The sequence below is a fragment of the Streptodolium elevatio genome (assembly GCF_040649515.1).
GTDB classification, from domain to species: Bacteria; Actinomycetota; Actinomycetes; order Streptomycetales; family Streptomycetaceae; genus Yinghuangia; species Yinghuangia elevatio.
In genome coordinates this window covers 48,405-70,442 of sequence record NZ_JBEZFP010000021.1, presented here as the reverse complement: position 1 = coordinate 70,442, position 22,038 = coordinate 48,405, and the positions used below count along the sequence as shown (strand labels likewise).

General features: G+C 72.8%; 22 protein-coding genes. 17 read left to right on the top strand and 5 right to left on the bottom strand.

What is annotated here, in order from left to right; all coding sequences use genetic code 11:
- Positions 1 to 11: 11 nt before the first annotated feature.
- The 9 genes from AB0C36_RS11215 to AB0C36_RS11175 all read left to right on the top strand — a co-directional run bounded on the left by AB0C36_RS11215 (position 12) and on the right by AB0C36_RS11175 (position 7,214).
- Positions 12 to 599 carry a hypothetical protein gene (locus AB0C36_RS11215; RefSeq protein WP_358352420.1) on the top strand — a complete coding sequence of 196 codons (588 nt, stop codon included), beginning with the start codon at positions 12 to 14 and terminating at the stop codon, positions 597 to 599.
- Between the two features lie 37 nt (positions 600 to 636).
- Positions 637 to 1,308 (top strand): class F sortase, encoded by a 672-nt coding sequence (locus AB0C36_RS11210; RefSeq protein WP_358352418.1) that lies wholly within the window; start codon positions 637 to 639, stop codon positions 1,306 to 1,308.
- Positions 1,309 to 1,652: 344 nt separating this feature from the next.
- A complete protein-coding gene (locus tag AB0C36_RS11205) occupies positions 1,653 to 1,868 on the top strand; it encodes a DUF1059 domain-containing protein (RefSeq protein ID WP_358352417.1) in 216 nt (71 codons plus the stop codon).
- A gap of 119 nt (positions 1,869 to 1,987) precedes the next feature.
- Positions 1,988 to 2,434: a GNAT family N-acetyltransferase gene (locus AB0C36_RS11200; protein ID WP_358352416.1), complete on the top strand. Its 447-nt coding sequence runs from the start codon at positions 1,988 to 1,990 to the stop codon at positions 2,432 to 2,434.
- A 67-nt stretch (positions 2,435 to 2,501) separates the two neighbouring features.
- Positions 2,502 to 3,353, top strand: coding sequence for an SGNH/GDSL hydrolase family protein (locus AB0C36_RS11195; RefSeq protein ID WP_358352415.1), 852 nt, complete (start codon positions 2,502 to 2,504; stop codon positions 3,351 to 3,353).
- A 159-nt stretch (positions 3,354 to 3,512) separates the two neighbouring features.
- On the top strand, positions 3,513 to 4,073 hold the full coding sequence (locus tag AB0C36_RS11190; protein WP_358352413.1) for a YceI family protein: 561 nt from the start codon (positions 3,513 to 3,515) through the stop codon (positions 4,071 to 4,073).
- Between the two features lie 151 nt (positions 4,074 to 4,224).
- Positions 4,225 to 5,298 carry a DUF1648 domain-containing protein gene (locus AB0C36_RS11185; protein ID WP_358352411.1) on the top strand — a complete coding sequence of 358 codons (1,074 nt, stop codon included), beginning with the start codon at positions 4,225 to 4,227 and terminating at the stop codon, positions 5,296 to 5,298.
- The gene (locus AB0C36_RS11180) at positions 5,283 to 5,642 is read left to right on the top strand and encodes a GntR family transcriptional regulator (protein WP_358352410.1); all 360 of its coding nucleotides are present in this window, start codon (positions 5,283 to 5,285) and stop codon (positions 5,640 to 5,642) included. Before AB0C36_RS11185 ends, AB0C36_RS11180 begins: the two co-directional genes overlap by 16 nt.
- Before the next feature lie 234 nt (positions 5,643 to 5,876).
- A complete protein-coding gene (locus AB0C36_RS11175; RefSeq protein ID WP_358352409.1) occupies positions 5,877 to 7,214 on the top strand; it encodes a DUF1254 domain-containing protein in 1,338 nt (445 codons plus the stop codon).
- A 47-nt stretch (positions 7,215 to 7,261) separates the two neighbouring features.
- Here AB0C36_RS11175 and AB0C36_RS11170 read toward each other — a convergent pair whose 3' ends face one another.
- Positions 7,262 to 8,218, bottom strand: a complete 957-nt coding sequence (locus AB0C36_RS11170) for a MerR family transcriptional regulator (protein WP_358352464.1) — start codon at positions 8,216 to 8,218, stop codon at positions 7,262 to 7,264.
- 252 nt (positions 8,219 to 8,470) lie between these two features.
- Between AB0C36_RS11170 and AB0C36_RS11165 the strand changes: the two genes are divergently transcribed.
- Together AB0C36_RS11165 and AB0C36_RS11160 are read left to right on the top strand one after the other, a co-directional pair.
- Complete coding sequence (locus tag AB0C36_RS11165) at positions 8,471 to 10,072, top strand: alpha/beta fold hydrolase (RefSeq protein WP_358352462.1); 1,602 nt, start codon at positions 8,471 to 8,473, stop codon at positions 10,070 to 10,072.
- A 44-nt stretch (positions 10,073 to 10,116) separates the two neighbouring features.
- A complete protein-coding gene (locus AB0C36_RS11160) occupies positions 10,117 to 11,196 on the top strand; it encodes a redoxin domain-containing protein (RefSeq protein WP_358352407.1) in 1,080 nt (359 codons plus the stop codon).
- Here AB0C36_RS11160 and AB0C36_RS11155 read toward each other — a convergent pair.
- Complete coding sequence (locus tag AB0C36_RS11155; RefSeq protein ID WP_358352405.1) at positions 11,184 to 11,426, bottom strand: hypothetical protein; 243 nt, start codon at positions 11,424 to 11,426, stop codon at positions 11,184 to 11,186. The genes AB0C36_RS11160 and AB0C36_RS11155 overlap by 13 nt on opposite strands.
- 258 nt (positions 11,427 to 11,684) lie before the next feature.
- Between AB0C36_RS11155 and AB0C36_RS11150 the strand changes: the two genes are divergently transcribed.
- The 4 genes from AB0C36_RS11150 to AB0C36_RS11135 all read left to right on the top strand — a co-directional run bounded on the left by AB0C36_RS11150 (position 11,685) and on the right by AB0C36_RS11135 (position 15,162).
- Positions 11,685 to 12,170, top strand: a complete 486-nt coding sequence (locus tag AB0C36_RS11150; protein ID WP_358352403.1) for a DUF1269 domain-containing protein — start codon at positions 11,685 to 11,687, stop codon at positions 12,168 to 12,170.
- A 166-nt stretch (positions 12,171 to 12,336) separates the two neighbouring features.
- Positions 12,337 to 13,419 carry a YhjD/YihY/BrkB family envelope integrity protein gene (locus AB0C36_RS11145; RefSeq protein ID WP_358352401.1) on the top strand — a complete coding sequence of 361 codons (1,083 nt, stop codon included), beginning with the start codon at positions 12,337 to 12,339 and terminating at the stop codon, positions 13,417 to 13,419.
- Positions 13,412 to 14,095 (top strand): GAP family protein, encoded by a 684-nt coding sequence (locus AB0C36_RS11140; RefSeq protein WP_358352400.1) that lies wholly within the window; start codon positions 13,412 to 13,414, stop codon positions 14,093 to 14,095. The genes AB0C36_RS11145 and AB0C36_RS11140 overlap by 8 nt, the downstream gene beginning before the upstream one ends.
- On the top strand, positions 14,092 to 15,162 hold the full coding sequence (locus AB0C36_RS11135; RefSeq protein WP_358352398.1) for an AI-2E family transporter: 1,071 nt from the start codon (positions 14,092 to 14,094) through the stop codon (positions 15,160 to 15,162). Before AB0C36_RS11140 ends, AB0C36_RS11135 begins: the two co-directional genes overlap by 4 nt.
- 21 nt (positions 15,163 to 15,183) lie before the next feature.
- Here the strand turns inward: AB0C36_RS11135 and AB0C36_RS11130 are convergent, their stop codons facing one another.
- Positions 15,184 to 16,026, bottom strand: a complete 843-nt coding sequence (locus tag AB0C36_RS11130; protein ID WP_358352396.1) for a hypothetical protein — start codon at positions 16,024 to 16,026, stop codon at positions 15,184 to 15,186.
- Positions 16,027 to 16,268: 242 nt separating this feature from the next.
- Positions 16,269 to 17,513 carry a M20 metallopeptidase family protein gene (locus tag AB0C36_RS11125; RefSeq protein WP_358352394.1) on the bottom strand — a complete coding sequence of 415 codons (1,245 nt, stop codon included), beginning with the start codon at positions 17,511 to 17,513 and terminating at the stop codon, positions 16,269 to 16,271.
- A gap of 160 nt (positions 17,514 to 17,673) precedes the next feature.
- Between AB0C36_RS11125 and AB0C36_RS11120 the strand changes: the two genes are divergently transcribed.
- Positions 17,674 to 18,786, top strand: coding sequence for an Lrp/AsnC family transcriptional regulator (locus AB0C36_RS11120; protein ID WP_358352392.1), 1,113 nt, complete (start codon positions 17,674 to 17,676; stop codon positions 18,784 to 18,786).
- On the opposite strand, the gene AB0C36_RS11115 is transcribed toward AB0C36_RS11120, so the two are convergent.
- Entirely contained in the window at positions 18,730 to 20,139 is a 1,410-nt protein-coding gene (locus tag AB0C36_RS11115; protein WP_358352390.1) for a sugar porter family MFS transporter, read from the bottom strand. The two genes, AB0C36_RS11120 and AB0C36_RS11115, sit on opposite strands and share 57 nt — an antisense overlap.
- A 111-nt stretch (positions 20,140 to 20,250) precedes the next feature.
- On the opposite strand from AB0C36_RS11115, the gene pgi reads away from it, so the two are divergent.
- Positions 20,251 to 21,906, top strand: a complete 1,656-nt coding sequence (gene pgi, locus AB0C36_RS11110; RefSeq protein ID WP_358352389.1) for a glucose-6-phosphate isomerase — start codon at positions 20,251 to 20,253, stop codon at positions 21,904 to 21,906.
- Positions 21,907 to 22,038: the final 132 nt, after the last annotated feature.

Here is a 22,038-nt window from a genome sequence, read left to right as displayed (position 1 = left end):
GGAGGTCCCCCGTGTACGCAACCCGATTCGCCGCAGGCACCGCCATGGCCGCCGCACTCCTGGCCTCCGCGGCGCCCGCGGCCGTCGCCAACGACGGACGCACCGTCCCCTACGTACACGCCACCCCCGGCAACGTCCAACCCGGCCAGACCGTGCAACTCGTCCTCACCTGCCCCACCGAGGCCGCCACCGCCGACGGCACCTCGCAAGCCGGGACGATCCACTTCGGCAGCGCCACCAAGGGCGTCTTCACCGGCACTCTCCAGGTCCACGCCGCCGTCCCCGCCGGCCAGTACACCGTCACCGCGAACTGCTCCTCCGCGGCACCCTCGGGCAAGTCCGCCGAGAAGTCCGAGAAGTCCACCGAAAAATCCGCGGGCAAGGCCGTCACCACCACCACGACCGTCGTCGTCACCACGACCACCACCACGACGGCCACCACCCACCCCGCAACCGTCACCGGCCCCGTACGCACCGGCTTCGGCGGAGCCGCAGGCGGCCCTGACTCCACCCAGATCGCCATCGGCACCACCCTCGCCGCGGCCGCCCTCGGCACCGCCACCCTCATGCTCCGCCGCCGCGCCGCCAACCGCGCCTGACCACCACCCAGGCCCACCCCCGGAACGGCGCACCGCGATGCCCCACGGCACCCCCGCCGACACCACCCCGGACACCACCCCCGGCCGCGCGGCCAGCGCCGCGGCCGGGGGTGGCACACGCCTGCGCGTCACCGCCCTCGCCGCCACCCTCGGCGTCGCGGCCCTCCTCATCCACAACGGCATCACCGGCACCCCCGGCCCACCCACCGCCGACAACAGCGGCACCACACCCACCGGCGGAAGCGCACCCCTCACCCGATCCACCCCCACCTGGATCCGCATCCCCGCCATCGCCGTCAACGCCCGCCTCATCGGCCTCGACGTCTCACCCACCGGCGAACTCGACGTACCCCCCGCCGACCGCGCCGACGTCGCCGGCTGGAACACCGACGCCGTCACCCCCGGCGAAACCGGCACCGCCGTCATCGCCGGACACGTCGACAACAAACGCGGCCCCGCCGTGTTCTACGACCTCGGCAAACTCGGCACCGGACGCAAGATCGAAATCCACCGCCGCGACGGCCACACCGCCGTCTTCACCATCTACGCCGTACGCACCCACCCCCGCGACAACTTCCCCAGCACCCGCGTCTACGGCCCCACCGGACGCCCCGAACTCCGCGTCATCACCTGCGGCGGCACCTACGACGAGCACACCGGCTACTCCGCCAACACCGTCGTGTACGCCCACCTCACCGCCACCCGCTGACACCCACGCTCCTCGCTCGCGGGACCGCACTCACCGGGCGGCCGTGATCACGCCGGTCAGCGCCGCCGCGAAGTCCGCCGATGTCGGGAACGAATACACCGCGGCCGGTTCCCGCAGAGCGCCCGCACCGGGACCCACGTCCACCGCCGCAAACGGCGGTGCCCCACCCTTACCAGCAACCCCCGCTGACGCGTCCCCACTCACGACACTGGCAAGGAATCCCCGAACCCCACCACGCCCCGGACACAACAAACCGAAGACACCACGACGCCCGACCACCCCGGTGCCACAGTGGACAGAAGGGCCGCCGCGCCCGGTGGCGGCCCCGCCGAGAGGAGCCGGCCATGCCACGCAAGGTCGCCGACTGCACCAAGGCCCCCAACGAAGTCGGCTGCAGCCTCGTGATCATCGGCGAAGAGGACGAAGTCCTCCGGGCCGCCATGGACCACGCCGCCCGCGTCCACAACGAACCCGAGACCGACGAGGTCCGCGACTGGATCCGCAACGACCTCGAAGACGAGAACACCTGGCTCGCCGCACACCACCCCACTCCCGCCTGACCCGTCCGCCCTCAGCGAGCCGCTGACACGTACCGCAGCCGAGGCAACCGCCAGCGGACATGACCGCTCACGCGCGCACCCGGCCACCCGGCCACCCGGCCACCCGGCATGCTTCACCCATGCACTTCCGCCCAGCCGCCCGCCCCGACCTCGCCCAACTGCTCGCGCTCCTCGGCGACGCCCCGCCCGCCGACCCGGACGCACACGTCCTCGTCACCGACGCCCACGAGCGCGCCTTCGCCGCCATCGACGACGACCCCCGCAACGAACTCCTCGTCCTCGACGCAGGCGACGGCACCGTCCTCGGCTTCCTCCAGGCCACCTACATCCCCGGCCTCGGCAACAACGCCGCCGACCGCGCCCTCCTGGAAGCCGTACGCGTCCACCCCGACCACCGCAGCTCCGGCCACGGCCGCCGCCTCGTCGCCCACGCCGTCGAACGGGCCCGCCAACGCGGATGCACCCTGGTCCAACTCACCAGCAACAAAGCCCGCACAGACGCGCACCGCTTCTACGAGAACCTCGGCTTCACCCGCAGCCACGACGGCTTCAAACTCCGCCTCTGACCAACCCGCGGCCGGACGCCCACCACCGCACAGCCCCCTCCCCGCGCGGGCATAAAATCGTCCCGCCATGAACAACCCCACCCCGGCCGGCCCCGCCGACGCCCACGCCTCCCACGCTCCCGGCCCCCTCCGTCCCCTCGGCCGGGTCGCCACCTTCGTCGCCGTCGGCGACTCCTTCACCGAGGGCATGTCCGACCCGTACCCGGCGAACGGCGCCCACCCGCCCGACACCTACCGCGGTTGGGCCGACCTGCTCGCCGACCGGCTCGCCACCGCCGAACCCGGCCTCCGGTACGCCAACCTCGCAGTCCGCGGCAAGCTCATCCGCCAGATCGCGCACGACCAGGTCCCGATCGCCGCGGCCCTCGGCGCCGACCTGACCACCCTGGCCGGCGGACTCAACGACGTCCTCCGCCCCCGCTGCGACCTGGCGGCCGTCTGCGCCGTCCTCGAGGAGGCCGCCGCGACCCTCGCCGCGTCGACCGGACACCTGGTGCTCTTCCGCAGCACCGACCCGACGCGGCGGCTCAGGTCCAGCGCCCGCCTCATGCCGCGCATCGAGCAGCTCATCTCCTTCGTCGACGATCTCGGCAAGCGCCACGACGCGACTGTCGTCGACCTCTTCACCGCCCGGGTCTTCGACGACCCGCGCATGTGGGGCATCGACCGCCTCCACCTCTCCACCGAAGGCCACCGCCGCGTCGCCGAAGCGGTCTGCGAGGCACTCGGCCTCCCACACGACCCCGACTGGCGCGTACCCCTCGCCCCCGCCGCCCCGGACCCTTGGCTCACCCGCCGCAAGGCGGACGCCAGTTGGGCCAGAATCCACCTCGGCCCGTGGCTCTACCGCCGCGTCACCGGCCGCTCCTCCGGCGACGGCCGGCCACCCAAGCGCCCGGAGCTCACGGCCTGGGAGTAAGGCGAGTCGCGACCGGCGCCCGTCCTGTTGACGAGCGCTCGGGTCGGGGTGAAAAGCAGTCGGCCGGGGCCAGTTATGGAAGATTCACCGGAACGGGGGACGCACGAACAGCCGAGGCTCCGCTTGCCGACCCCGGCCGACCGGCGCAGGCTCGGCTGCATGAGCGACAACCCCATCTCCCTGACCGATCTGACCGGCTCGTACACGATCGACCCGGTGCACTCCCGGATCGGGTTCTCCGCCCGGCACGCGATGGTCACCAAAGTCCGCGGCGCCTTCAACGAGTTCGAGGGCAAGGCGACCCTCGACGGCGACGACCCCGCCAAGTCGCAGGTCTCGGTCTCCATCGCGGCCGCGAGCATCGACACGCGCAACGACCAGCGCGACGGGCACCTGCGTACGAACGACTTCCTGGACGCGCCGAACTTCCCGAACATCACGTTCCACTCGACGGCCGTCGAACAGGTCGACGACGACACCTACCGCCTGACCGGCGACCTCACCATCAAGGGCGTCACGCATCCGCTGAGCATCGACCTGGAGTACAACGGCGCCGCGCGCGACCCGTACGGCAACCTCCGTGTCGGCTTCGAGGGCTCCGTCGTCATCAAGCGCAAGGACTACGGCATGACGTGGAACGCCACCCTGGAGACGGGCGGCGTACTCGTCAGCGACAAGGTCACCCTCGAGGTCGAGGTCTCGGCGGTCAAGGACGCCTGAGCGGCCCTCCCCCGCCCCGGCCGGCACCCGGTCGAACACACCTTGTGCTGTGCTTCTTGGCCCGCGAGCAACCCGCTCGCGGGCCATCAGGCATCCTCCCGTGCCTGTTCTCCGCATTGTTATAGTTGCACTATAACAACCAGGAGTACCTATGGCACCTGCTCGCACCCGCTCGCTCCGATCCGTCACCATCCGCCGCACACTCGTCGCCGGCGGCGCCCCCGTCGTCGGCTTCACTCTTGTCGCGGTGGCCTTCGCCGCCTGGCACGCACGGCTGCCCGACCCGCTCGCCACCCACATGACCGCAAACGGACGGCCTGACGGCTTCACGTCGCGCGGCGCCTTCCTGCCCGTGTTTGCCGCCCTGCTCCTCGGCCTCGGCTCGTTCTTCCCCGTCATCGCCTGGGTGTCCCGCGCGAACCCGGGCGGCCAGCGCGGTACGACCGCAACCGGCGTCGGCCTCAGCGGCATCCTGACCTTCATCCCGATCATGTTGCTGCACGCGCACCTGGACGCCGACGACAGCAGCACGGTCCGCTTCGGCATGGGGTACCTCGCCGCCGGGCTCGGTGTGCTCGTCGTCGCGGCCGGCCTGGGGTGGCTGCTGGCCGGTCCCCCGGCGAACGAGGTTGTCGAGGCCGCGACCGCTCCGCATGCGAAGGCCGGTCATCTTGAGGCCCGGGACAGCGAAGTCCTGGTGTGGACGCGGCGCGCGGTGTCCCCCGTCCTGGCGGTCATCTCGGTCGCCATGCCGGTCGTCGGCGTGGTCGTCGGCATCCTCGGGGACTGGTGGCCGAGCCTGGTGTTCCTGAGCGCGGCCCTGCTCACCGGCGCGTTCGCGGCCGTCCGCGTCACCGCCAACACCTCCGGCCTGACCGTCGCGTACGGCCCGCTCCCCCGGCCCCGCACCCAGGTGCCCCTGGCACGGATAAGCGAGGCGGGTACCCGCGACGTACGCGCCCTGCGCGACTTCGGCGGGTGGGGCTACCGCATGCGGCCCGGGGCGTCGGGGGTCATCCTCCGTTCGGGCGAAGCGCTCTCGCTCAAGCTGGCGACCGGCAGCACCTTCGTCGTCACGGTCCGGGACGCCCGCACCGCCGCCTCCGTCATCAACACCCTTGCCGCCCGCAGACGGCAGCCCGACGACCGCGACGACGCGGGCCCGGAGCCGGCGCCGCGGGCGGCACCGACCACCGAGGGGCACGGTAGATGCTGGTCCGCGTAGACCCCGGATCACCCCGGCCGCTGCACGAGCAGATCGCCGCCTCGGTCCGCCGCGCGGTCGCCGACGGAACCGTGGAGCCCGGCGAACGGCTGCCCGCCGCCCGGGAGTTGGCTGCATCTCTCACCGTCAACGTGCACACCGTCCTGCGCGCCTACCAGCAGCTGCGCGACGAAGGACTGCTCGACCTGCGCCGCGGCCGCGGCGCCGTCGTCGCCGCCGGAGCCGACCCGGCCCGCCTGCACCTCGCCGAACGCGTCGCGGACCTGGTCCGCCAGGCCCGCTCCCTCGGCCTGTCCGACGACGAACTCGTCACCCTGCTCCGCAGCAATCTCGCCGCTCCCTGACGGCTCGCCGGACCGCCTCGGGCGGGTGCGGCTCCGGTGGCGGGGCGGGGCCGGGTGATGGAGGGTTGCGGGAGGGTGGTCGGCTCTCGGCGTCGGGCTACCGCGCGCTGCCGCGCGTACGCCCGGACCCGTTTGTCCGCCCGCCCGTTCGCACGCTTGTCCTGTCCGCAGAGGCTGTCCGCGATGGTTGTCCGCGCCCGCCGTCGCCGACGGCGGCTCCGAGGGGAACGGTGCATGTCCGACCACGACGATCTGGCAAGGCTCGCCGCCGACGCGTATGTCTACGGGTACCCCCTGGTATTCGACGTCTCCATGGTCCAGCGCTGCCTGCGGACCGGCTTCGGCTCGCTGCCCGCCACGCAGGCGAACCGGTTCGCGCACGCCCGCAAACTGGCGGGTCCTCAGGACGACTTCGTGTCGGTCAACAACGACACGATCTACTCGCTCGCCCAACTGGACCTGTCCGGCGGGCCGCTGCTCCTGCGGGTGCCGGACACCGCGGACTCGTACTACGTGCTCCAGTTCGTCGACACTTGGACCAACAACTTCGCGTACGTCGGACGCCGCGCCACCGGCACCGACGCCGCCGTCTTCGTGGTCGCCCCGCCCGGCTGGATCGGCGCCGTCCCGGAAGGCACGCGGGTGATCACCGCCCCCACGACGGTCGCCTCGATCGTCGGGCGCTTCGCCTGTGCGGGACCCGACGACCTCGACCGCGTCGCGAAGCTCCAGGAGCAGCTGACGCTCGAACCGCTCGGCGACCCGGGACCGACGGCCGGCCTGCCGGTGCCCGACGACACCGTCCCCGAGGACCTGCGTTTCTGGGAGCAACTGCGGGTGCTGCTCGCGGCGTTCCCGCCGGACACCGAGGATGCCGAGTACCAGCGGCGCTATGCCGCGCTGGGCCTGCTGCACGAGGGCGGTTCGCCGTACCACGACGCGCCGGGCGACCTGGTGACCGCGCTGCGCAACGGGTACGCGGCCGGCCGGCAGCGCGTCGAGGAGGCGAGCCGCACCGGGCTGGACGACCGGAGCTCGACGTGGCACATGGCGCTCCACCTGTTCGACTACAACGTCGACCGCCTGGGCCTGGGCACCGTCGACTCGCCCGACTGGCGGATCGGCGACCGACGCGCGTCGTACCTGGTACGCGCCGTCGCGGCGCGGGTCGGCCTGTGGGGCAACCACGCCTACGAGGCGGTGTACGCCACCACCTACACCGACGCCGAGGGCCGCCAGCTCAACGGTTCTCGCAACTACACGCTGACGTTCCCGTCGCCTCCCCCGGTCGACGCGTTCTGGTCGGTCACGATGTACGACATGCCGGACTACTTCCTGATCGACAACGCGGCCAACCGCTACTCGATCGGCGACCGCACGCCCGGACTGGTCCACGGCCCCGATGGTTCGCTGACGCTCTACCTGATGCACGCCAAGCCGGTCGAGGGCGAGGCGGCGAACTGGCTGCCGACACCGGCCGGGGACTTCCGCCCGATGCTGCGCATGTACCAGCCGGGCAAGGCCGTGCTCGACGGGTCTTACCAACTGCCGGACATCCAGCCGCTGGACTGACGCGCTCCCTTGGGCTCGGCGTTCACGGCGCGGGTCGAGCGGGCGGCTCAGGCGGCGGAGAGCCCGCTGTCGGCGGCGAGTGACCGGGTGAGCCAGTCGTGTGCGGCGCCCGGGGTCGGGGGCGGCGGGCCGGAGGCCGAGGTGCGCAGGACGGCGACCTCCCGCCAGTAGTGGTCGACGCGCGGGTCGGCGGCGAGTTGCGCGTGCAGTGCGCGTCGGAAGGCGGGCGTGTCGCGGGTGGCGCGGGCGCGGGCGTAGGCGTCGACGAAGGAGTCGAGCGCCTCGCCCGGCTGCGGTGGGCGCTGTGCGAGCAGGTGCGGGGCGGCGAGCGCGTACGCGCCCACGAGTCCGTCGTAGACCAGCGCGGCCTGGTATCCCTCGTCGGGCCGGTGTGCGGCGGGCTGGCACCGCGCGAGGCTGTCGCCGGCGCAGTCGCCGGTGACGAAGGCGTGCAGTCGGGCGAAGGCGAGGACCTGGTCCGGGGTGGGGTCGTGGGGCGGGTCCGGAACGGCGTGTTCGAGGACGGCTGCCGCGACGCGCGACGGCAGGCGTGGCGGCAGCCAGCGGCGCCAGAAGCGGGCGATCGCCGTCGTGTCGGGCGGGGTGGTGATGGCACCGACGAGCCGCAGCCGGTCCGTACGTTCCGCGGGGGCGCAGTCTTTGACGAGCAGGAGGGCGGCCTCCCGCCAGCGCAACGCGGCCATCTGGGAGCCGAGTTCGCGCAGGTGGCCGGCGACCGCGTCCTCGAGGGCGCCGTCGTCGACGGCATCGGGGTCGGCCGGGTCGTCCACGGCGCGGCCGAGGATCCGGCGTACGGCCGGGAGCGGCAGGTCGAGGGTGCGCAGCGAGCGGATGAGGCGGAGCCGGTCCAGCGCCGCTGGGGCGTAGCGGCGGTGCCCGCCGGTGCTGCGGGATGCCTCGGGGAGGAGCCCGTGGTCGGAGTAGAAGCGCACGGTCTTGACGGTGGCGCCGGCCTGCTCGGCCAGTTCCCCGATGCTCCACAGGCCGTCTGCCGCCCAGGGCCGCGCGGGCGGCGGGGTGGTCGTGTGCGGTGGGGTCGTGGGCGGCGGGGTCCGCGGTGACGGCGACGGCGTGGGCACGGCTTGAACCTCCCTCAAGGGGAGTTCCTACCGTACCCGCGAGCGTGGTCGGCCGAGGTGGCCGGGGGCGCGGCGGCCGCGGCGCGGTCGTGGTCCGGCGGATGCCCTGGAGCTGCGGGTGTGCGGGAGGAGCGGGGAGTGCGGGAGGAGAAGGTCATGACGGCGTACGTGCTGGTGTCGGGTCCTTTCACGGACGGCTCGGTGTGGCGGGAGGTGGCGGACCGGTTGCGGGAGGCCGGTGCGCGGGTGCACCCGGTGACGCTGACGGGTCAGGGTGACCGCCGGGATCCGGCGGGTCCGGGCACGGATCTGGAGACGCACATCGCGGACGTGCTGCGGGCGTTCGAGCAGTGCGACGCGGACGGCGTGGTGGTCGTGGGCCACGGCTATGCCATCCATCCGGTGCTGGGCGCGGCGGACCGGTGTCCGGAGCGTGTGGCGCGCGTGGTCTATCTGGACGCCGGTATGGCGCGGAGCGGGGACGCGCCGTTGGAGCTGCTGCCGCTCCAGGGGCTGCGCGACGAGTTGCGCGCCCGGGTGGACGGCGGCGAGCCGGGTGACCCCGTCGCTCCCCCGGCACCGGGCGAGTGGCAGTTGTGGGGCAGCACGGACGGTCTGTCGTCGGCGGATCTGGCCGAACTGTCCAGGCGCGCCGCCCCGCAGCCGGCGGGCACGCTCCTCCAGCCGCTGGTGTTGTCGGGTGCGGTCGACGCGCTGCCGACGACGGGTGTGCTGTGCACGTCGAGTGGGGCGAACATCGCTCTTTTGGAGTCGGTGCTGAGTCTCGGGGACGCCGGGCTCAGGACGCTGGTGGACCGTCAGGTGACGTTCTTCGAGCTGGCGACGGGGCATTGGCCGATGCTGACCGCGCCCGACGAGCTCGCGGATGTGCTCCTGCGTGCCACGGCGGGCGAGGGCCACGTGTTGGCGGCCCCTGAGGACGGCAGGGAGCCAGGCCATCTGAAGGGCTTCCTGCTCGACGTGCCGCCTGGTCCGCGCGAGCGGATCGGCGCGGTCGATCTGCATCTGCCGGCCACCGTGTCCCCGCGTCCTGCGGTGGTGTTCGTGCACGGCGGGCCCGTTCCCCCGGATGCCGCGGTGACGCCGCGCGACTGGCCGGGTCTGGTGGGGTACGCCCGGTTGGCGGCGAGCCTGGGGGCGGTGGGGGCGGTCGTGGAGCACCGGCTGCACGGTCTCGGGGACTTCGATCGCTCCGCGGCCGACGTCGCGGCGGCGGTGGAGCAGGTGCGCGCCCATCCGCGCGTCGACGGGGACCGCATCGCCCTGTGGTTCCTGTCGGCCGGCGGACTGCTGTCGACGGACTGGTTGGCGGCGCCGCCGGAGTGGCTGGGCTGCGTGGCGGTGTCGTACCCGGTCCTGGCGCCGCTGCCGAACTGGGGTTTGTCGGATTCGCGGTTCCGCCCGGCCGACGCGCTCGGCGGCGTGGGGCGGTTGCCGGTGGTGCTGACCCGGGTGGAGTTGGAGCATCCGGCGATCGCCGCGACGGTCGCGGAGTTCGTGGCGGCGGCGGAGTCGGTGGGGGCGGATCTCGAGGTGGTGGACGTACCGCAGGCGCACCACGGCTTCGAGACGATCGACCACACGGACGCGGCCCGTGCCGCCGTGTGGCGGTCGATGGGCTCGGTGCTCGGGCATTTGGGGATCCCCGTCGCCCCGGCGGACGCAACCGGCGGCGTACCCGGTTCCGGCGCGTCTGGTTTCGACGTGTCTGGTGCCGGCGGGCCGGTCGCGGTATGACTGGGCCCCCGACCCGGTCCTGACGGGTCGTCAGGAGGTGGACCGTGCCGCACTGGACGATTCTCGACGAGGGGCGGGCGGCCGTCGTGCCGGTGGAGCTGTCCGACGGCGGCTCGCCGCTGCTGAGCCGTGCGGCGGTACGGGAGGCGCTGGGCTGGTCGCGCGAGGCGCACGGCTGGTGCCGGGGCGACGTGTGCGTGCCGCTGGGTGTGGCGGCGTCTGCCGAGGGTCCGGGGGACGCGGTCGACCTGGCGGCGTTCGCGGCGGTGCTGGGGCGCCCGTACGCCGCCGAGCGGGCCGCTTCGGTGGCCGCCCTGGGCACCGGGTGCGCGGATGTGGGCCTCGACCCGGGCGGTGTCGCCCCCGACTTCGCGTTGCCGGATCTGGACGGGCGGGTGCACCGGCTGTCGGATCTGCGCGGCCGGAAGGTCGCGGTCAACTTCTGGGCGTCGTGGTGCGGGTGCCGTTGGGAGCTGCCGCACTGGGAGGCGCGATACGTCGAGCTGGCCGAGCACGGCTTCACGCTGCTGAGTGTGTCGCTGGACCACCGTGCGGCGGACGCGGCGCCGTGGATCGCCGAGGCGAAGCCGACGCATCCGGTGGTGATCGACACGGAGCAGCGGGTGGCGGCGCTGTACCAGGTGGCGAATGTGCCTTCGGTGGTGTGGGTGGACGAGGCGGGGCTAGTGGTGCGCCCGAACGACACGCAGTACCCGTCCGACACGTTCGAGGTTTTCACGGATGTGCCGTCGGGTCCGGCGATGGCCGCGTTGCGTCGGTGGGTGTTGGAGGGGGACAGCGGGCTGACGGCCGAGCAGGTGGCCGCGTACACGCCGCGTCCGGACGCCGCGGCGCAGCAGGCGCGTACCGAGGCGGCCCTCGCGGTGTGGCTGGTGGGCAACGGTCATGCGGGGGCGGCGCGTTCGCGGTTCGAGCGGATCGCGGCGGAGGCGCCGGAGCAGGTGTCGGTGTGGCGGGCGCTGATGCCGCTGCTGGACGTCGATCCGCTGGGCGAGGAGTTCTTCGCCAAGGCGGCGGTGTTGCAGGAGCGCGGTATCGCGCTGGCGCGGCCGCTGCCGGTGGGCCCCGCGGAGGCGGGGCCCACCGGAGGTCAGGCGGAGTAGATGACGTAGAGGGAGTAGCCGGTGGCGTAGTTGCCGGTGCACTTCCAGTCGCTGGCGGCGCCGTAGTGCACGTACTGCTTGCCGATGTCCTGGCACTTGTAGAGCTGCGGGTAGTTGGCCACGTACTGCCAGGCGGCGGCCTGGGCCTGGCCCGCGCCCGTCGCGAGCAGTCCCACTGCTGCCGCGGCCGCGACGGCTCCGCCCGCGAGTCGGCGCCTCGTGTTGCCCATGATTACCCCATCCGGTCGGCGTCAGATCGGGGTGATCGTTCAGGCAGTGACCGCGAGTGGTCAAGATCCGTCACACGGCGGAGGTTTCCGCAATCCATCGGGCGCGGGAGCACATCCTCGGCGCGTCGCCGCCCGGGTGGTCGGTGCCGCTGCGGCGGCGTGTTGCCGGATGGCGGGGCGGGTCGGCCCGGGGCATGATCATGTGGGCTATATATACCTATTGCCCGGTTTCATGGTGCCGAGTGTGAGGACCCTGCCTTGACGACGCTGACCGTGTGGAAGTTCGCCACCCCCGACGGAGCCGAACTCGCCGAGGAGAAGCTCCTCGGGCTCCAGAAGCAGGACCTCATCACCGTCGTCGACGCGGCCGTGGTGTCGTGGCCCGCCGAGAAGAAGAAGCCGCGCACCAGGGAACTCCACAACCTCACCGGAGTCGGCGCGCTCAGCGGCACATTCTGGGGCATGCTCTTCGGCCTCATCTTCTTCGTCCCCCTCATCGGCGCGGCCATCGGCGCCGCGACCGGCGCCCTCGCGGGCAGCCTGAGCGACGTCGGCATCGACGACGACTTCGTCGACGAGGTACGCCGCGAGGTCACCCCCGGCACCTCGGCGCTGTTCCTGATGAGCACCGGCGCCGTCACGGACCGGGTGCACGAGGCGTTCTCCGGCACGCGGGCGCAGCTCATTCGCACCAACCTGGCCGACGACGAAGAGGCCAAGCTGCGCGAGGTCTTCGCGGACTGACCGCACAGGCCAGCCGCGCGGGAACCAGGGCGGGCCGGATGCGCCGGCCCCCTCTCCTCCGGCTGCGGCGCGGGCGGGTCGGCCGCCGCGCGCCGCAGCCGGGCCACGTCCGGCCGCGTTCACCCGTACGGGTCAAGGCGGTTCGGCGACCGGACCGGGGTGGTGCATGCAGATGGCGGACGCCGGGGTCCCCGCCGACCCGGGCAAGCGCGACGGGCGCACCACGCGCACCGAACGCCTCAGGCACTGGCGCGAGGCCTGGGAGACGAGCGTGCCCGGCCGCTCCGTCGCGCGGGCCCTCGAAATCCAGATCACCGACCGCATGATGGCCCTGGCCGCGCAGGCGTTCCTGGCCCTGATGCCGCTGGTGATCGTGGTGGCCGCCGCGGCACCCAACGCCGTCAGCGACGGCCTGGTCGACGCGATGCGCAAAAAGGTGGGTCTCGGCAACGGCACGACGACGCGAAACGTCCAGACCATCGCCTCGTCGGCCGCCGAGACGGGTGTCACGGTCCTGGGCTTCCTGCTGGTGCTGCTGAGCGCCACGAGCTTCAGCCGGGCGCTCCAGCGCGTGTACGAACGCAGTTGGCGCCTCTCCCCCGGCGGCCTGCGCAGCGCGTGGCGCCCGCTTGCCTGGATCGTCGGGATGGTCACCTACTTCGTGCTGATCGGTCTCACCTTCCGCGTCACCCACGGCGGCGGTCCGCTGACCGTGGTGCGCATGGCCCTCGCCTCGGCCGGCTCGATCGCGTTGTGGTGGTGGACGCCGTTCGTTCTGCTGTCCGGGCGCGTGCGCTGGCGGGCGCTGCTGCCGACCGCCCTGGCGACCGCCGCGGGGACCCTGGTGCTCGGCGTCGTGTCCGCCGAGTACGTCCCCCGGCTGCTGTCCAGCAACGAACGCCGGTACGGGACCATCGGCGTCGCCTTCGCGATCGAGTCGTGGCTCGTCGTCCTGTTCGCCGTCGTACTGGCCGCGACGGTGCTCGGCGCGGTGCTCGTCGACACCCGCGGCCGGCTCGGCCTGTGGGCACGCGGGTCGACGGACCCGGGCGGCTGGCGGCGTACCCCGGCACGCCGCCGCGTCACGGCCCCGGACGCCACGGACCCGGACGCCACCGGACCGGACGCCGCAGACCAGGAATCCGCGGACCAGGAATCCGCGGACCAGGACGGCCCGGACCCCGGCGCCGCGGACCCCGACCCGAACCGCGGCCCCGCGGACCGTCGAGCAGGAGGACCCCATGGGTGACGCCATCGGACAGGTGCTGAGCCCCGCGATCGGGGTGGCGATCAGCCCGATCCCGCTGATCGCCGTGATCCTGATGCTCGCCACGCCGAAGGGCCGGGCGAACGGCCTGGCGTTCGCCGCCGGGTGGATCGTCGCGCTGGCGGCCGGCGTGGCGCTGCTTGTGGCGGTCGGTGCGGGCGGCGGCGCCGACGACGGGGAAGGCGGCCGGAGCGCGGAGTGGACGTACTGGATCAAGCTCGGCATCGCCGTGCTGTTCCTGTTCCTCGCCGTCAAGCAGTGGCTCGGCCGGCCGAAGGCCGGTGAGGAGCCGCAACTGCCGTCCTGGATGCGGACCATCGACCGGTTCACCCCGGCGAAGTCGGCGGGACTGGCGTTCGTGCTCGCGGTCGTCAACCCGAAGAACCTCGCGCTGGTCGTCGCGGCCGGGGTGTCGATCGCGGGCGCCGCGACCGACACCGGGGCGCGGATCGCCGCCGCAGCGGTGTTCGTCGCCGTCGCGTCGCTGTGCACCGTGGTACCGCTGGGCGTCTACCTGTTCGGCGGCGTGAAGGCGGCCCGAACGCTCGACGGGTGGAAGGCCTGGATGGCCCGGCACAACGGAGCCATCATGGCCGTCCTGTTCCTGGTGCTCGGCGTCAAGTCGCTCGGCGACGCCATCAGCGGGCTGACCGCATGACATCCGGGGACACACCCCCCAGGGAGCCGCCCCTGCTGCCGCGCCCGGCCCGCAGTGCGGCGGCGTGGAGCGCCGTCATCCTGCTCGTGGTCGCGGTGGTGGCGGGACTGGTCGCGCTGGCCTTCGTGCTGCGCGCGGTCACCGCGCCGCTCGCGATCGCGATCCTCGGCTCGGCCCTGCTGCATCCGCTGTACGGGCGGCTGTTGCGCTGGTCGGTGCCGCGCTCCTGGGCGGCCGGGCTCACCTGTGTGGCGCTGGTGGCCCTGATCGCCGGGACCGTGTGGGTACTGGTCCGGACGATCAGCGACAACGCGGCGAAGATCGGCGCGGCGCTGACCGACGCCGCGGGCACGCTGCGCGACAAGTACGGCGGAGGCGGCGACCCGGCGGCGGAGGCGTCCGACGGCCTGCACGAACTCGGCGGCAGGCTGGGCGAGTCCATCGCGAACGGAGTGGTCGACGGGGTGGGCATCGCGGTCCAGGTCGTGTCCGGCGGGGTGCTGGTCCTGGCGCTGACGTTCTTCTTGCTCCGCGACGGCCACGAACTGCCGGGCGTCGTACGCGTGGTCACTCCGCGGCGGCACCGCGACACCGCGGACCGCATCCTGCGCCGGTCGTTCCTGGCGGTGGCCGGCTACATGCGCGGCACCACGATCATCGCGCTGATCGACGCCACGTTCATCGCGATCGGCCTGCTGGTCCTGGACGTGCCGGGGGCTCCGGGGCTGGCCGCGCTGGTGTTCGTCGGCGCGTACGTGCCCTACATCGGCGCGTTCCTGTCCGGACTCCTGGCGGTGCTGGTCGCGTTCGCGGACGGTGGCCTCGGCAAGGCCCTGGGCGCACTCGGGGTGGTGCTCGCCGTGCAGTTGATCGAGGGGACGTTCCTCCAGCCGGGCATCCAGAGCCGCACGGTGGCGCTGCACCCGGCCGTCGTGATGGGCGCGGTGGTCGCGGGCGGTGCGGTGGCCGGGATCCTCGGCGCCCTGCTGGCCGTTCCGGTCGTGGCGGTCCTGGTCTCGGCCCTGGCCGTGGTGCGCGACGCACCCGTCGCCCGTGAGACCGGATGACCCCGTCCGGCCGCCCCGGTGTCACATCGGGGGTGCGGAGTCCCGGGCGTCGGGCAGCGCGTCCAGCTCGGGCTGCGGCAGCAGCCAGCCGGCTTCCGCGAACAGCCGGGTGCCGAACTCGCGCAGGTCGGCGTCGGCGCGGGCGCGGTGGACGAACTCCTCCGGGGAGTCGCCGAACCGTTCCGCGAGTTCCGGCGAGGCGGCGCACAGGCGCCGGAGGATCTCGGGCTGCGGGAGCAGCGGCGTCGGCGTACGTCCGTCGGGGTGCGCGAGTACGCCCTTGGCGTTGACGTAGAGGTGTACGCCGAACAGCGTCTCCCCAGAGGGGTGTGCGACCGGGAAGCGTCGCTCCGGCAGCACCACGCGGCGGTACTCCGGGTATTCGGTGTCGTCGACGGCCTTGAGCTGCACGGTGTCCAGCCAGGTGACGATCAGTTCGGGCGTGGCCTCGGCGTCGACGTACGGGGATGCGGCGACGTAGCCGGCGGGGCTGACGTGCGCGGAGAACCCGATGCGGATGCCCCGGAGCGTGGCCAGGGTGAGCGGGACGGTGCCGGGCAGTCCGCTCGTCCTGAGCTTGTGACGGAGTTGGGCGGGTGCGGCGTGGGACCCGATGGCCAGCACCGGAACGCGCTCGTGCATGCGCGGTTCGCCCAGGACGGCCAGCGCGGTGTCGAGGGCGGTGCGGCGGCCGTCGCCCACCTCGACGGCCCACTCGCCGACAGCTGTGCTGTCCGGGGTGATCGGCAGGAGGTGGTCGCCGCGGAGCAAGGCCGGGTGGGTGAGGGGTGTGCCGGGATAGGTCAGGGGTTCGAGCGAGGGGGTCCGGGCGAGTCCGAGGTCTTCGAGGGTGCGTGCGGTCACCTGGTACCGGCTCCTATGGGCGCGCACCGGACCGGTCTGACGTGCCCCGATCGCGACGCTCTCGGCGGGCGGACGCCGCGACTGTACCCGCGGCCCCGGCGGCGGCCCGGCCGCCCGTGGCGGATTGGCCGGGACGCGCGCGCGGTCCCGCGTTCCGGGGATGCCCGGGGCTACACACGTCCGGCGTCCGACGGGCGGACGCCGCGCGGGGCGGCCGGCCGAGAGGCGCGTCGCGGTCCGGCTCAGGTGGCGACGGTCTCCGCGGCGGCTGATTCGGCGGCTGATTCGGCGGCGGCCGAGTCGAGGCGGCGCAGGGCGAGTTCGGCGTAGATCGCGGCGCCGTCGGCGAGGACGGCGTCGTCGAACTCGGCTTCGGGCGCGTGGTTCGCGGGTGCCTTGGTGACGTCCCGGTCGGTCGGGCAGGCGCCGAGCATGAGCATCGCGCCGGGGACGTCGTCGAGGACGAGGGAGAAGTCCTCGGCGCCCGCGCCGGGCCGCGGGGACTCGACGAAGCGCTCCTCGCCGAGGACTTCGCGGATCACCGTTTCGGCGTGCGTGAAGGCGCCGGCGTCGTTCACCGTGACGGGGTAGCTCATGCGGCCGAAGTCCACCTCGACCTCCAGGCCGTGGGCGGCGCCGACGCCGCGCACCAGGGCGGTGACGTCGTCCTTGATGCGGGCGTTGGTCTCGCGGGAGAAGGTGCGCAGTGTGGCGTTGAAGACGGCCTCGCCGGGGATCACGTTGTCGACGGTGCCGGCGTGGAAGCTGCCGACGGTGATCACGACGGGGTCGAATATGTCGTACCGGCGCGTGACCATGGCCTGGAGCGCGGTGACCATCTCGCAGGCGGCGGGGACGGGGTCCTTGGCGCGGTGCGGCATGGAGCCGTGGCCGCCCGCGCCGCGTACGGTCACCCGCACCGAGTCGGCGGCGGCGAGCGCGGTCCCGGCCCGGCAGGTGAAAACACCCTGCGGGATCATCGTGGAGGCGACGTGCAGGGCGTAGGCGGCGACGGCGCGTTCGCCGCTCGCGTCCAGGACGCCTTCGTCGATCATGAGGCCCGCGCCGCCGGGGCCTTCCTCGCCGGGCTGGAACATGAAGACGATGTTGCCGGCGAGCGTGTCGCGGCGGGCGGCGAGCAGGTGGGCGGCGCCGGCGAGCATGGTGGTGTGCAGGTCGTGGCCGCAGGCGTGCATGCGGCCGGGGACCGTGGAGGTGTAGTCGACGCCGGAGCGCTCGCCGACCGGGAGGGCGTCCATGTCGCCGCGCAGCAGGACGGTGGGGCCGGGGAGGGCGCCGCGCAGGACTGCGGTGACGGAGCTGAGGGCGCGTCCGGTGGTGGTCTCCAGGGGCAGTCCGGCGAGTTCGGCGAGCACGCGCTCCTGGGTGTAGGGCAGGTCGAGGCCGAGCTCGGGGCGGGCGTGCAGCTCGCGGCGCATGCGGACCATGTCGCCGTGCAGCGCGCGGGCGTCTTCCAGGACGGTCATCGCGGGGGGCTCCTCTCGTGGCTTCTCCGGGCACGTCCCGGCGCCGCCCGGGCCCGGGCGGGCCCGGGCGCGGGCGCGTGGTGCGGGGCTACCCAGGTCAGGTTCTCCTTCGTGCGTGTGATGGCATGTCAGATGCCGGAACACCTCTCGGGGAGCACGCATGACGCAGGAATCCTTCAGGTCCTGGGGGCGGGACGACCTCGACGAGCTGGACCTGTCGCTGATCCACGCGCTCCAGGTGGCGCCGCGCGTGCCGTGGACGGAGCTGGGTCCGGTGCTGGGTGCCGACCCGGTGACGCTGGCCCGGCGCTGGCGGCGGCTGGTGGCGTCCGGGAGCGCGTGGACCACGTGCTACCCGGGGCCGGGGCGGGGTTCGTTCGACCCGGGGTGCCTCGCGCTGGTGGAGGTCGACGCCGAACGGGGGCGGGTGGGCGAGGTGGCGCGGCGGCTGGCGGAGGACGCGCACGCGATCGCGGTGGAGCACCTGACGGGTGGCCGGGACCTGCTGGTCACCGTGGGTGCGCCGGATCCGGCGACGCTGACGCGCTACCTCCAGCACCGCTTGTCGGCGGCGCCCGGGGTGACGGCCTCGCGTACGCACCTGGTGACCCGGCTGTACCAGGAGGGCAGTTCGTGGCGGCTGCGGTCGCTCGATCCGGGGCAGCGGCGCAGCCTGGTGACGGCGGGCGACGACGCGCCGCGCCCGCGCCGGGTCACCGACGCCGAGCGGGAGCTCGTGCTGGCGCTGGGGTTGGACGCGCGGGTGCCGGTCGCGGACCTGGCGCGGGTGCTGGGGGTGAGCGCGGCGACGGCGGCACGGCGGCTCGCGTGGCTGGTGTCGTCGGGGCACGCGCGGCTGCGCTGCGAGGTCGCGCACTCCCTGTCCGGGTGGCCGGTGTGCGCGACGTTGTGGGTGAGTGTGCCGCCGGGGGAACTGGAGGCGGTCGGCGGGGCGTTGGCGGCGCACGGTGACGTACGCCTGTGTGCGGCGGTGACGGGGACGGCGAACCTGTGCGTCGTGACGTGGCTGCGGTCGGTGGGCGACGTACCGGTGTGGGAGGCGGACCTGGTGCGTCGCTTCCCGGGTGTCGCGGTGCTGGACCGGGCGGTGACTCTGGAGGTGGCCAAGCGCATGGGCCGCCTGCTGACCTCCGACGGCCGGGCGGCGGGGTACGTGCCGCTGGACATCTGGGCGGATCCGGTGGCCGTGCCGGAGTCACATGCTCTCCAGGGTCCTTCCCTTGGTCTCGGTGACGAAGGCCTTGACGAATAGCAGGGACAGGAGCGCGAATCCGGCGTACATGGCGTACGTGGCCGACAGGTTCCAGTCGCGCATGGTCGGGAACGACTCGGTGACGGCCCAGTTGGCGATCCAGTTGAACGAGGTCGCGACGGAGACCGCGAGCGCGCGGATGCGCAGCGGGAACATCTCGCCGACCATGACCCACAGGATGACGCCCCAGGACACGGCGAAGAAGAAGACGAAGACGTGCGCGGCGACCAGGGCGATCGTGCCCTGGGTGTCGGGGATGGAGATCTCGGTGCCGCTGCCGGTCTTGTAGGAGAAGGCCCACGAGGCGCAGCCGAGGGCGACCGTCATGCCGACGGATCCGATCATCGCGAGCGGTTTGCGGCCGATCTTGTCGATGAAGAGCATCGCGACGACGGTGCCGACGATGTTGACGATCGACGTCGAGATGCTGATGAGCAGCGAGTTGGACTCGTCGATGCCGACCGACTGCCACAGGATCGACGAGTAGTAGAAGATCACGTTGATGCCGACGAGCTGCTGGAAGACGGCGAGGCCGATGCCCGCCCACACGATGGGCAGCGGGCCGAAGCGGCCGAGCAGGTCGGTGAACCGGGGTTTGTGGTCGGTGGCGATGGAGTGCTGGATCTGGGCGATGCGGGACTTCGGGGCGACGCCGCGGCCCTCGACCTCGCGCAGTACGCGGGCGGCTTCGTCGAGGCGGCCGGTGGCCACCAGGTGCCGCGGCGACTCGGGGATGGCCAGGGTGAGCACCAGGTAGAGCAGCGCGGGTACGACGGCGGCCATGAGCATCCACTGCCAGGCGTCCAGCGGGCCCAGCGCGTTCTGGCTCTTGCCGTCGGCGCCTTGCGCGATCCCCCAGTTGACGAGCTGCGACGCGGTGATGCCGAGGACGATGGCCATCTGCTGGAACGAGGCGAGTTTGCCGCGGTGCGCGGGCGGCGCGATCTCGGCGATGTACGTGGGGCCGATGACGGACGCCAGGCCGATGGCGAATCCGGCGAGCACCCGCCACGCGCCCAGCGACCAGATGTCCCACGGCATGGATGAGCCGACCGCGCTGACCGCGAAGAGCACCGCGGCGATGTGCATGACGCGGAGCCGGCCGAGGCGGTCGGCGAGGCGTCCGGCGACGGCCGCGCCCGCGGCGGAGCCGAGCAGCGCGACCGCGACGACCGTGCCGGTCTCCCCGCTGCCGACCTCGAAGTGGTCCTGGATGCCGGTGACGGCGCCGTTGATGACGGAGCTGTCGTACCCGAACAGGAAGCCGCCGAGCGCGGCGGCGGCGGCGATGACCGTGACGCGCTTGAGGCTCTCCCGGTCGACCGGGGTCGTGGGCTCGGTTGTGGTTGCCATAGATCGTGCGAGTAACCGGAATCGCGGTCCGGTATGCGCGGCACAACCCTTCGGTTATCCCGGTTCGCAGTAACCTACGAGCGTTTCCGTCCTCTTCCCTGGGATGCGCCAATGCCTGCGGTGAACAAGCCCCGTCTCGACCAGCGACCCGAATGGGCGGCCTTGCGGGGCCTCCGGGAGGAGCGGTTCCGGGACGCCCACCTGCGCGACCTGTTCGCGGCGGATCCGGGTCGCGCCGAGCGCTACGGCGTACGGGTGGGCGACCTGTTCGTGGACTACTCGAAGCACCTGGTCGACGACGGGGTGCTGGCGGCGCTGCGCGAACTGGCGGCGGCGACGGACGTGGCCGGGCTGCGGGACGCGATGTTCCGAGGCGAGAAGATCAACGTGACCGAGGACCGCGCGGTGCTGCACACCGCCCTGCGCGCGCCGCGCGACGCGGTCGTCGAGGTGGACGGGCGCAACGTGGTGCCCGAGGTGCACGCGGTGCTGGACAAGATGGCCTCGTTCGCCGACCAGGTCCGTTCGGGTGAATGGAAGGGCCACACGGGCAAGCGCATCCGCAACGTGGTCAACATCGGGATCGGCGGGTCGGACCTGGGTCCGGCGATGGCGTACGAGGTGCTGCGCACCTTCGCCACGCGGGACCTGACCTTCCGCTTCGTGTCGAACGTGGACGGCGCCGACCTGTACGAGGCGGTCCGGGACCTGGACGCGGCGGAGACGCTGTTCATCGTGGCGTCCAAGACGTTCACGACGATCGAGACGGTCACGAACGCGACCTCGGCGCGCGACTGGCTGCTCGGCGAGCTGAAGGCCGACCAGGACGCGGTGGCGCGGCACTTCGTGGCGCTGTCCACGAACGCGGAGAAGGTCGCGGAGTTCGGGATCGACACCTCGAACATGTTCGAGTTCTGGGACTGGGTCGGTGGGCGGTACTCCTACGACTCGGCGATCGGGCTGTCCCTGATGATCGCGATCGGGCCGCGGCACTTCCGCGAGATGCTGGACGGCTTCCACCTGGTCGACGAGCACTTCCGCAGCGCGCCGCCGGAGCGCAACGCGCCGATGCTGATGGGCCTTCTGGGGGTCTGGTACGGCGCGTTCTTCGACGCCCAGTCGCATGCCGTGCTGCCGTACTCGCACTACCTGTCGAGGTTCACCGCGTACCTCCAGCAGCTCGACATGGAGTCGAACGGCAAGTCGGTGGACCGCGAGGGCAACCCGGTCGGGTGGCAGACCGGTCCGGTGGTGTGGGGCACGCCGGGGACGAACGGGCAGCACGCGTACTACCAGTTGATCCACCAGGGCACGAAGCTCATTCCCGCCGACTTCGTCGGGTTCGCCCGTCCGGTGGACGAGCTGCCGCCGGGGCCGGCCGCGCAGCACGACCTGCTGATGGCCAACTTCTTCGCGCAGACGCAGGCGCTGGCGTTCGGGAAGACCCCGGACGAGGTGCGGGCCGAGGGCGTCGCGGAGGAGTTGGTCCCGCACAAGACGTTCCGCGGCAACCACCCGACCACCACCATCCTGGCGGACGCGCTGACGCCGTCGGTGCTGGGCCAGTTGGTGGCGCTGTACGAGCACAAGGTGTTCGTGCAGGGCGCGGTGTGGGACATCGACTCGTTCGACCAGTGGGGTGTCGAGCTGGGTAAGGTCCTGGCCAAGCGCCTGGAGCCGGTCCTGACGCAGGGCACCGGGGCGGACGGCCTCGACGCGTCCACCGCGTCGCTGATCGCCCGGTACCGCGAGCTGCGCGGCCGCTGACGCGCGGCTCGGCGCCGCCCGTTCGGGTGGCGCCGAGTGGCGGCGGGGTGGCGGGGGCTGTCCCATGGAGGGATGAGCGGGCACGGTCGCGGGTGGTGGACGGAGTTCCCGCCTGCCTCGGGAGCGGCCGTG

Excerpts from the sequence above, each read along its gene's own strand:
- AB0C36_RS11140 (WP_358352400.1), top strand. The coding sequence starts at position 13,412 with ATGGGTGACGCCATCGGACAGGTGCTGAGCCCCGCGATCGGGGTGGCG.
- AB0C36_RS11115 (WP_358352390.1), bottom strand. The coding sequence starts at position 20,139 with ATGGCAACCACAACCGAGCCCACGACCCCGGTCGACCGGGAGAGCCTC.
- AB0C36_RS11120 (WP_358352392.1), top strand. The coding sequence starts at position 17,674 with ATGACGCAGGAATCCTTCAGGTCCTGGGGGCGGGACGACCTCGACGAG.
- AB0C36_RS11200 (WP_358352416.1), top strand. The coding sequence starts at position 1,988 with ATGCACTTCCGCCCAGCCGCCCGCCCCGACCTCGCCCAACTGCTCGCG.
- AB0C36_RS11175 (WP_358352409.1), top strand. The coding sequence starts at position 5,877 with ATGTCCGACCACGACGATCTGGCAAGGCTCGCCGCCGACGCGTATGTC.
- AB0C36_RS11185 (WP_358352411.1), top strand. The coding sequence starts at position 4,225 with ATGGCACCTGCTCGCACCCGCTCGCTCCGATCCGTCACCATCCGCCGC.
- AB0C36_RS11210 (WP_358352418.1), top strand. The coding sequence starts at position 637 with ATGCCCCACGGCACCCCCGCCGACACCACCCCGGACACCACCCCCGGC.
- AB0C36_RS11165 (WP_358352462.1), top strand. The coding sequence starts at position 8,471 with ATGACGGCGTACGTGCTGGTGTCGGGTCCTTTCACGGACGGCTCGGTG.
- AB0C36_RS11125 (WP_358352394.1), bottom strand. The coding sequence starts at position 17,513 with ATGACCGTCCTGGAAGACGCCCGCGCGCTGCACGGCGACATGGTCCGC.
- AB0C36_RS11190 (WP_358352413.1), top strand. The coding sequence starts at position 3,513 with ATGAGCGACAACCCCATCTCCCTGACCGATCTGACCGGCTCGTACACG.
- AB0C36_RS11135 (WP_358352398.1), top strand. The coding sequence starts at position 14,092 with ATGACATCCGGGGACACACCCCCCAGGGAGCCGCCCCTGCTGCCGCGC.
- AB0C36_RS11145 (WP_358352401.1), top strand. The coding sequence starts at position 12,337 with ATGCAGATGGCGGACGCCGGGGTCCCCGCCGACCCGGGCAAGCGCGAC.
- AB0C36_RS11205 (WP_358352417.1), top strand. The coding sequence starts at position 1,653 with ATGCCACGCAAGGTCGCCGACTGCACCAAGGCCCCCAACGAAGTCGGC.
- pgi (WP_358352389.1), top strand. The coding sequence starts at position 20,251 with ATGCCTGCGGTGAACAAGCCCCGTCTCGACCAGCGACCCGAATGGGCG.
- AB0C36_RS11155 (WP_358352405.1), bottom strand. The coding sequence starts at position 11,426 with ATGGGCAACACGAGGCGCCGACTCGCGGGCGGAGCCGTCGCGGCCGCG.
- AB0C36_RS11180 (WP_358352410.1), top strand. The coding sequence starts at position 5,283 with ATGCTGGTCCGCGTAGACCCCGGATCACCCCGGCCGCTGCACGAGCAG.
- AB0C36_RS11195 (WP_358352415.1), top strand. The coding sequence starts at position 2,502 with ATGAACAACCCCACCCCGGCCGGCCCCGCCGACGCCCACGCCTCCCAC.